Origin of the sequence: Pseudoalteromonas sp. MMG013 (genome assembly GCF_018100885.1) — a bacterium.
Taxonomy (GTDB): domain Bacteria; phylum Pseudomonadota; class Gammaproteobacteria; order Enterobacterales; family Alteromonadaceae; genus Pseudoalteromonas; species Pseudoalteromonas aurantia.
This window is the reverse complement of sequence record NZ_JAGJEE010000043.1, coordinates 34,286-41,702: the sequence shown is the minus strand read 5'-3', so window position 1 is coordinate 41,702 and position 7,417 is coordinate 34,286. Positions and strand designations below refer to the sequence as shown.

Annotated in this window: 7 protein-coding genes and 4 tRNA genes; 1 reads left to right on the top strand and 10 read right to left on the bottom strand. The window is 41.6% G+C overall.

Translation table 11 applies throughout. The features are described from left to right. Positions 1–74 precede the first annotated feature (74 nt). From J8L98_RS22920 to lolB, 10 genes are all read right to left on the bottom strand, one after another. Positions 75–151, bottom strand: a tRNA-Met gene (locus tag J8L98_RS22920). A gap of 2 nt (positions 152–153) precedes the next feature. Continuing rightward, positions 154–228 (bottom strand) — tRNA-Gln (locus J8L98_RS22915). Between the two features lie 40 nt (positions 229–268). After that, positions 269–353, bottom strand: a tRNA-Leu gene (locus tag J8L98_RS22910). A 45-nt stretch (positions 354–398) separates the two neighbouring features. Then, a tRNA-Met gene (locus J8L98_RS22905) sits at positions 399–475 on the bottom strand. 600 nt (positions 476–1,075) lie between these two features. Continuing rightward, complete coding sequence (ychF, locus tag J8L98_RS22900) at positions 1,076–2,167, bottom strand: redox-regulated ATPase YchF (protein ID WP_119859670.1); 1,092 nt, start codon at positions 2,165–2,167, stop codon at positions 1,076–1,078. Between the two features lie 49 nt (positions 2,168–2,216). Beyond that, positions 2,217–2,801 (bottom strand): aminoacyl-tRNA hydrolase, encoded by a 585-nt coding sequence (pth, locus tag J8L98_RS22895; RefSeq protein ID WP_210998371.1) that lies wholly within the window; start codon positions 2,799–2,801, stop codon positions 2,217–2,219. A gap of 18 nt (positions 2,802–2,819) precedes the next feature. Next, on the bottom strand, positions 2,820–3,434 hold the full coding sequence (locus J8L98_RS22890) for a 50S ribosomal protein L25/general stress protein Ctc (RefSeq protein ID WP_210998370.1): 615 nt from the start codon (positions 3,432–3,434) through the stop codon (positions 2,820–2,822). Positions 3,435–3,609: 175 nt separating this feature from the next. Further along, complete coding sequence (locus J8L98_RS22885) at positions 3,610–4,557, bottom strand: ribose-phosphate pyrophosphokinase (RefSeq protein WP_192508208.1); 948 nt, start codon at positions 4,555–4,557, stop codon at positions 3,610–3,612. Between the two features lie 83 nt (positions 4,558–4,640). Then, complete coding sequence (ispE, locus tag J8L98_RS22880) at positions 4,641–5,486, bottom strand: 4-(cytidine 5'-diphospho)-2-C-methyl-D-erythritol kinase (protein WP_210998369.1); 846 nt, start codon at positions 5,484–5,486, stop codon at positions 4,641–4,643. A 1-nt stretch (position 5,487) separates the two neighbouring features. Further along, positions 5,488–6,072 (bottom strand): lipoprotein insertase outer membrane protein LolB, encoded by a 585-nt coding sequence (gene lolB / locus J8L98_RS22875; protein WP_247682670.1) that lies wholly within the window; start codon positions 6,070–6,072, stop codon positions 5,488–5,490. An 83-nt stretch (positions 6,073–6,155) separates the two neighbouring features. Here lolB and hemA point away from each other — a divergent pair, with 83 nt between their 5' ends. After that, positions 6,156–7,412, top strand: coding sequence for a glutamyl-tRNA reductase (gene hemA / locus J8L98_RS22870; RefSeq protein WP_210998368.1), 1,257 nt, complete (start codon positions 6,156–6,158; stop codon positions 7,410–7,412). Positions 7,413–7,417: the final 5 nt, after the last annotated feature.

Here is a 7,417-nt window from a genome sequence, read left to right as displayed (position 1 = left end):
TGGAACCTAAGATACTGGAACCTAAATCCAGCGCGTCTACCAATTCCGCCACCCCCGCACAGAGGGTAAGTAAATGGTGGCTATGCCCTGATTTGAACAGGGGACCCCATCATTATGAGTGATGTGCTCTAACCAGCTGAGCTACATAGCCATTGGCTGGAATACCAGGATTTGAACCTGGGAATGGCAGGATCAAAACCTGCTGCCTTACCGCTTGGCGATATTCCAACAATTACTTAGTTGATAAGTTTACTTCTTATCGAGAAGTTGGTGCGGAGGGAGAGACTTGAACTCTCACACCCTAAGATACTGGAACCTAAATCCAGCGCGTCTACCAATTCCGCCACCCCCGCATAAAGCGTCAGCAATTTATAATGAGATTTTGGTAGTAAAAAGAGTGGTGGCTATGCCCTGATTTGAACAGGGGACCCCATCATTATGAGTGATGTGCTCTAACCAGCTGAGCTACATAGCCATGTCTTTTTTATATCTCACCGTTGCTGGTGCGGGGCGTATTATGCTGATATGGCCTAAAGTCGTCAACACCTTTTTTGCAAAAAATCGCTGCCAGAGGTTTGTTTGCAGATTAAATAAACGAATTAGCCCAATAAACACAAGTCACAGGAGAGATTTTATACAAATAGCGTGTGTATATCTATATTTGGCGAAAAATACTCTGATGACTAGTTTTACTAGGGAAGTCATCAATATCCGTGTATTGGTAAAATAATGTGCACAAAGCCATCAAGCTGCTGATCAGCTTAGTGTGAGCGTTGCTTGCCTTTACACGCTTTTCTTTCGAGTTTCTTTATGCGTTCTGCAGTTGTATTGTGTTATTGATCACTCAAGCGCTCTAAACTAGGTATTATCTACGTGAAAACATAATGTCTATTGAAACAGTAACGCCATGATGAAGTTTTGTCGGGTTACTGAGGTGTTGGTTGATAGTGCTACCTGACGATTAATTTAACCTAGTTGGTAAGGTGTGTTATCGCAGAAGATATTTTTTGCAGTAATACGATTAAAAAGCAAAAAGGGCCATAATTGGCCCTTTATATTAAGATTCAATGCTTAATTAAACATTGAATAAGAAGTTTAAGACATCACCATCTTTAACGATGTAATCTTTACCTTCTTGACGCATTTTACCTGCGTCTTTCGAGCCACTTTCACCGCGAAACTCAATGTAGTCATTGAATGCGATGGTTTGAGCACGGATAAAGCCTCGCTCAAAGTCAGTATGAATTTTACCAGCGGCTTGTGGTGCAGTAGCCCCAACAGGAATGGTCCAAGCACGTACTTCTTTTACACCTGCAGTAAAGTAAGTTTGCAACTTAAGAAGTTCATAGCCACCGCGGATCACAAGGTTAAGTCCTGGTTCTTCTAGGCCAAGATCTTCCATAAATTCACGTTTGTCATCTTCTTCTAGTTCAGAAAGCTCAGACTCAATTGCCGCACATACCGGAATAACGACCGCGTCTTCTGCTGCTGCTATTTCACGGACCTTATCTAAGAATGGGTTATTTTCAAAACCATCTTCAGTCACATTGGCAATATACATGGTTGGTTTAATCGTTAGGAAGTTAATGCTTTTTATTGCATCTTTTTCTTCTTTGGTTAGCTCTAATGAGCGCAACGTTAAACCTTCATCAAGGTGCGCTTTTACTTTGACCAAAACATCATTTTGATATTTTGCGTCTTTATCGCCACCCTTGGCTTTTTTTGCATTACGCTGGGCTGCGCGATCTGCGGCATCCATATCAGCAAGTACTAGCTCGGTATTGATAACGTCAATATCATCTGCTGGATCGATAGTACCTGAGACATGAACGATATTTTCATCTTCAAAACAGCGGACAACGTGTCCTATTGCATCTGTTTCACGAATATTAGCTAAGAACTGGTTACCTAAGCCTTCACCTTTTGATGCGCCTTTAACCAACCCAGCAATATCTACAAACTCCATTGAAGTTGGGATAATACGCTGTGGATTAACAATTTCAGCAAGTTGGTCTAAACGAGCGTCAGGCACTGGTACTACACCAGTGTTTGGCTCGATTGTACAAAATGGAAAGTTAGCGGCTTCAATGCCGGCTTTGGTTAATGCATTAAATAAAGTTGATTTACCTACATTAGGTAAACCGACGATGCCACATTTAAAACCCATAGTTTTGAACCTTTATGTTACTCAAAAAACCGTAATAACGATGCGTTATTTACGGCTTAAATGAATGTAGTCTGTTTTGTGCTTTTAGCACACCATCTTTCGCTAATATTTCCATACAACGTACAGCTTCATCAACCGCTGCATCAATAACTTCTTGGTCTACTTGAGGGGCTTTTCCTAATACCCAGCCTGTCACTTTATCTCGGTGTCCAGGGTGACCAATACCGATACGAAGTCGCATAAAGTCTTTATTGTTCGCCATTTTGGCGATAATGTCTTTTAAACCATTATGCCCCCCATGTCCGCCGCCTTTTTTTAATTTAGCAACACCAGGGTCTAAATCCATTTCATCATGTGCAACGAGAATATTCTCAACAGGAATTTTAAAGAAATTTGCTAAGCTGCTCACTGATTTACCACTTAAGTTCATGAAAGTAGTCGGGACTAGTAGTTTAAATTCTTGGTTATTGATGAGTACTTTACCTGTTAGACCGTGGTATTTGGCATCAGGTTTTAGTTGGCAATTATAGCGTCTGGCTAGCTCTTCTATGAACCATGCACCAGCATTGTGACGTGTGTTTTGATATTCGGGGCCTGGATTAGCCAGACCCACAAGCATTTGAATATTATTCAAGGTGCTGACACCTTAAAATTATTCTGCAGCTTCTTCAGCTTCTTCTTCAGAAGCAGCGCCTTTAGGCGCGTTTAGAGTAACAACCGCTTGGTCGTGACCTGCACCTTTAGCAAGCTCAACTGAAGTAACGCCAGCTGGAAGAGTAACGTCTGAAAGGTGAAGAGTAACACCAACTTCTAGTGCAGCTACATCGATTTCGATGAACTCAGGTAGTGCAGCTGGAAGACATGTGATTTCAATTTCAGTTACTTGGTGTGCTACTGTGTTTCCACCTTTAGTTGCCGCATCTTCGTTTAGGAAGTGTACAGGTACTTTAGTGTGGATTTTGTGAGAAGCATCTACACGTTGGAAATCCATGTGCATTACTTTAGGCTTAAATGGGTGACGTTGAATGTCTTTAAGAATTGCTTCAACAGACTCACCAGCGATGTTTAGCGTAAGGATGTGGCTGTAGAAACCTTCATCTTCTTGTGCTTTGATCACTTTGTTGTGCTCAAGAGTAAGCGCTAGCGCTTCTTTATCTGCACCGTAAAGGATCGCTGGAACTTTGTCTGCGTGACGTAGGCGGCGGCTCGCACCCGTACCTAGGTCAGCACGTACTTCGGCATTCAATGTGTATAATTCGTTAGACATGATGTCTCCAAAAATAATTTGATTAATATTTTAAGGTACTCGCGACCAAGTACCTCACAACCTAAAAAAGGCGCGCTACTATACCATTGGCATCGCGTAAATAAAACTATAGATACAAAAAAAGCACCCTTTGGGTGCTTTTTATTCTCTTAGAATGTGTCACACATAATAAATATCAGTGTTGGAACATTGCAGAGATAGACTCTTCGTTGCTGATACGGCGAATAGTTTCAGCCAACATATCTGCGAGAGTAAGTACTTTAATGTTATCTAGACTACGTAATTCTTCAGACAGAGGAATTGAATCTGTCACGATAACTTCATCGATGACTGAGTTACGTAAATTTTCAGCTGCCGCACCAGATAATACCGGGTGTGTCGCATAAGCAAATACACGCTTGGCGCCGTGCTCTTTTAATGCTTCTGCGGCTTTACATAAAGTACCGCCAGTATCAATCATGTCGTCGACGATAATACAATCACGGCCAGCAACGTCACCAATAATGTGCATAACTTGTGATACGTTCGCTTGTGGACGACGTTTATCAATGATTGCAAGGTCAGTGTCGTTTAATAACTTGGCGATTGCTCGAGCACGAACAACACCACCGATATCAGGTGATACAACTACAACATCATCGAACTCACGTTCTTTCATGTCATCGAGTAAAACAGGGCTACCGAAAACGTTATCGACAGGTACGTCAAAGAATCCTTGGATTTGTTCTGCGTGAAGATCAGCCGTTAATACACGGTCTACACCAACACTTGATAGGAAGTCTGCAACGACCTTAGCAGTAATTGGTACACGGGCTGAACGTACACGACGGTCTTGACGGGCATACCCAAAGTAAGGGATTACAGCTGTAATACGACCTGCAGAGGCACGACGCAAAGCATCGACCATAACGATAAGTTCCATAAGGTTATCGTTAGTAGGGGCACAAGTTGACTGGATAATGAAAACATCCGATCCGCGTACGTTTTCATTGATTTGAACACTGATTTCGCCGTCGCTAAAACGACCAACTACAGCATCACCTAATTCAATGAATAAACGTTTTGCAACTTTTTGAGCTAACTCAGGTGTTGCGTTACCAGCGAAGAGCTTCATGTCAGGCACGGTAGGGTTCCTCAGGCACTGAATTTTTGGACTAACATGCAATGACAGAGTCAAAACAGGCTAACTTAAACAATATACTTCTACTATTTTAACCAGTTTTCTAACTGCGTATGAGCAGGAGAAATCGTGGTGTTCGGGGCTACAAACCCATGCCAGCATGACGGTAATGAATTGAGCACACGCTGTGCGGCTATTTGTGAATCAAGTTCAACAAAGCAGCACGCCCCTGTTCCCGTCATTCTGGACGGGCCGTATTTTAGCAACCAGAGCAGGGTCTTTTCAACCTCACAATTGAGCTTTTTGACTAAAGCTTCACAATCGTTGCTTGTATCGGCCAGTTTCCAATCCTCAGATAGCTTAGGAGTATTGCGCGGTAATTCAGGATGAGTAAATATTTCAGCGGTACTAATATGTACATTTGGGAAAACGACACAATACCATTTTTTTGGTAAGTTTATGCTTGTTAATTCTTCACCAATCCCTTGTGCTATCGCGGTTTTACCATGAATGAATACCGGCACATCAGCGCCTAAATTGAGTCCTATTTTTGCTAATTCCGCAATGCTTAAGTCACACTGCCAGAGGTGGTTTAAAGTTAATAAAGTGGTTGCTGCATCGGAAGAGCCACCACCTACACCACCACCCATAGGTAATTTTTTAATTAATTTAATATTAATTCCTAAAGGGGTATTTTTGTAAGGTTGTAACGCTAAAGCCGCTTTATAGATTAAATTATCCTGTTGTGGAATGTCGCTGATATCACCACAAAGTATGATCTCTTTTTCACTTATTAATGTGAAAGTTAATTCATCACCAAAGTCTAAAAATGTAAATAAGGTTTCCAGCTCGTGATAACCATCAGCACGCTGATGGTTTATGTGTAAAAAGAGGTTAAGTTTTGCTGGAGCGATAATTGAAACGGGTGTCATATTAAAATTGCCATCTGTTTAACTGAATTTTTATGCTGAGATTTTTATGTGTCAATATCATCCGTGAAGGCAGCCACATTTGACGATGTAAACTATATTTTTGATATTGTGCGTGCCACACTTGACCTTGTGGATCGACCCAAGTGGTCGATACTAGCCGTTGTTGAGTATCGTATTCATTTGCATCACTCTCAACGGTCGCCGAGAGCCAAAGAGGGGCTTGGCTCATTGGTAATGTAAAACCGCTTAGGCGTTTTATTAAAGCGCTGCTATTGTCGTCTAGGTATGTTTTTCCATCATAAATGAGTTCACTATGGTTTTGATGTTCTATGAGTTCAAGCAAGCGAGTACCAATAAAGCTGGTGAGAATGAGATGTTGTTTAGCGTTGTTGAATTGCCAGTTAAAATTGGCGGATTGGCGTTCTTTTGGGCTAATAAAAGCCAGCTTTCCTTGAACTTGCCATACTGAATGTTCCTCAAATAAGTTTGAATGCAGGGTGTTTTCTGTGTTAATTGGTGATATTTTTTGCGCACATCCGCTGATAAATAAAAAAAACATGAGCAAAATCAAATGAAATTGTGTCAAATGAAGTTCCTTACTTTCCATATTCGATTGAATTTTGGTAAAATAGCCCGCTTTGAAGCAGGGCTCGGGCAATACTGGCATCTATGACCATCATCGCACTTGGTATAAATCACAAAACCGCATCGGTTGAATTACGCGAAAAAGTCGCGTTTTCGCCTGAGCAACTATCAGATGCACTCACGCAACTTGCGCAAAGTGCGCAATTTAAAGAGTCTGTCATTGTCTCGACCTGTAATCGCACCGAGCTCTATTGTAGCCTTGAGAGTGAAAATTCCCAAGCGCTTCTCAGCTGGTTGGCATCCTTTCATAATATTAATGAAGCTCAACTGAGTGATAATATTTATATTCACCATAATAATGATGCCATTAATCATTTAATGCGAGTTGCTTGTGGACTGGATTCTTTGGTGTTAGGTGAACCACAGATCTTGGGGCAAATTAAACAAGCTTATAATACTGCTAAGCATCATAATGGCATTCGCCCAACTTTCGAACGGCTGTTTCAAAAAACCTTTTCAGTCGCTAAACAAGTAAGAACAGAGACTGAAATAGGGGCCAGTGCAGTATCCGTTGCTTATGCCGCGGTGAATTTGGCGAAACATATATACGGCAAACTAGATAAAACGCGAGTGCTTTTGATTGGCGCGGGTGAGACCATTGAATTGGTTGCAAAACATTTGTACCAACATCATCCCAAGTCAATAACGGTGGCAAATAGAACCATTGAACGCGCGCAGGGGTTGGCTGAAGACATTGAAGGAAATGTGATTTCGTTGGCCCAGTTGCCAGACGAGCTACATAAGTCAGATATCGTTATTAGCTCAACAGCGAGTACTTTACCTATTATAGGTAAGGGGGTTGTGGAGCAAGCTTTAAAGCAACGACGTCACAAACCCATGCTACTCATTGATATTGCTGTGCCAAGAGATATTGAGAGTCAGGTAGGGGAATTGGATGCCGCATATTTGTATTCAGTGGATGACTTGCAAACCATTGTCAGTGAAAACATGGCAAGTAGAGAGCAAGCTGCACGTCAAGCACAAAAAATAATAGAAGATAAAACGCTGGAATTTATTCAATGGCAGCGTTCTTTGCAGTCAGTTGATGTAATTCGTGAATATCGCAAAAATGCGCAAGAGGTAAAAAATGAACTGGTTGATAAAGCACTCAATCAGTTACAATCAGGTAAGTCATCAGAAAAAGTCTTGCTGGAATTGGCCAATAAGCTTACCAATCGCTTAACGCATGCGCCAACACGCGCAATTCAAGAGGCGGCTAAGCTGGGTGATATAGAGCAGTTGGCACAACTGAAACAAACATTAGGAATTGAGCAGGAATAATAAGT

What these genes read in the sequence shown, in the direction of transcription:
- ychF (WP_119859670.1), bottom strand. Translation starts at nt 2,167, where the DNA reads ATGGGTTTTAAATGTGGCATCGTCGGTTTACCTAATGTAGGTAAATCA.
- J8L98_RS22890 (WP_210998370.1), bottom strand. Translation starts at nt 3,434, where the DNA reads ATGTCTAACGAATTATACACATTGAATGCCGAAGTACGTGCTGACCTA.
- ispE (WP_210998369.1), bottom strand. Translation starts at nt 5,486, where the DNA reads ATGACACCCGTTTCAATTATCGCTCCAGCAAAACTTAACCTCTTTTTA.
- hemA (WP_210998368.1), top strand. Translation starts at nt 6,156, where the DNA reads ATGACCATCATCGCACTTGGTATAAATCACAAAACCGCATCGGTTGAA.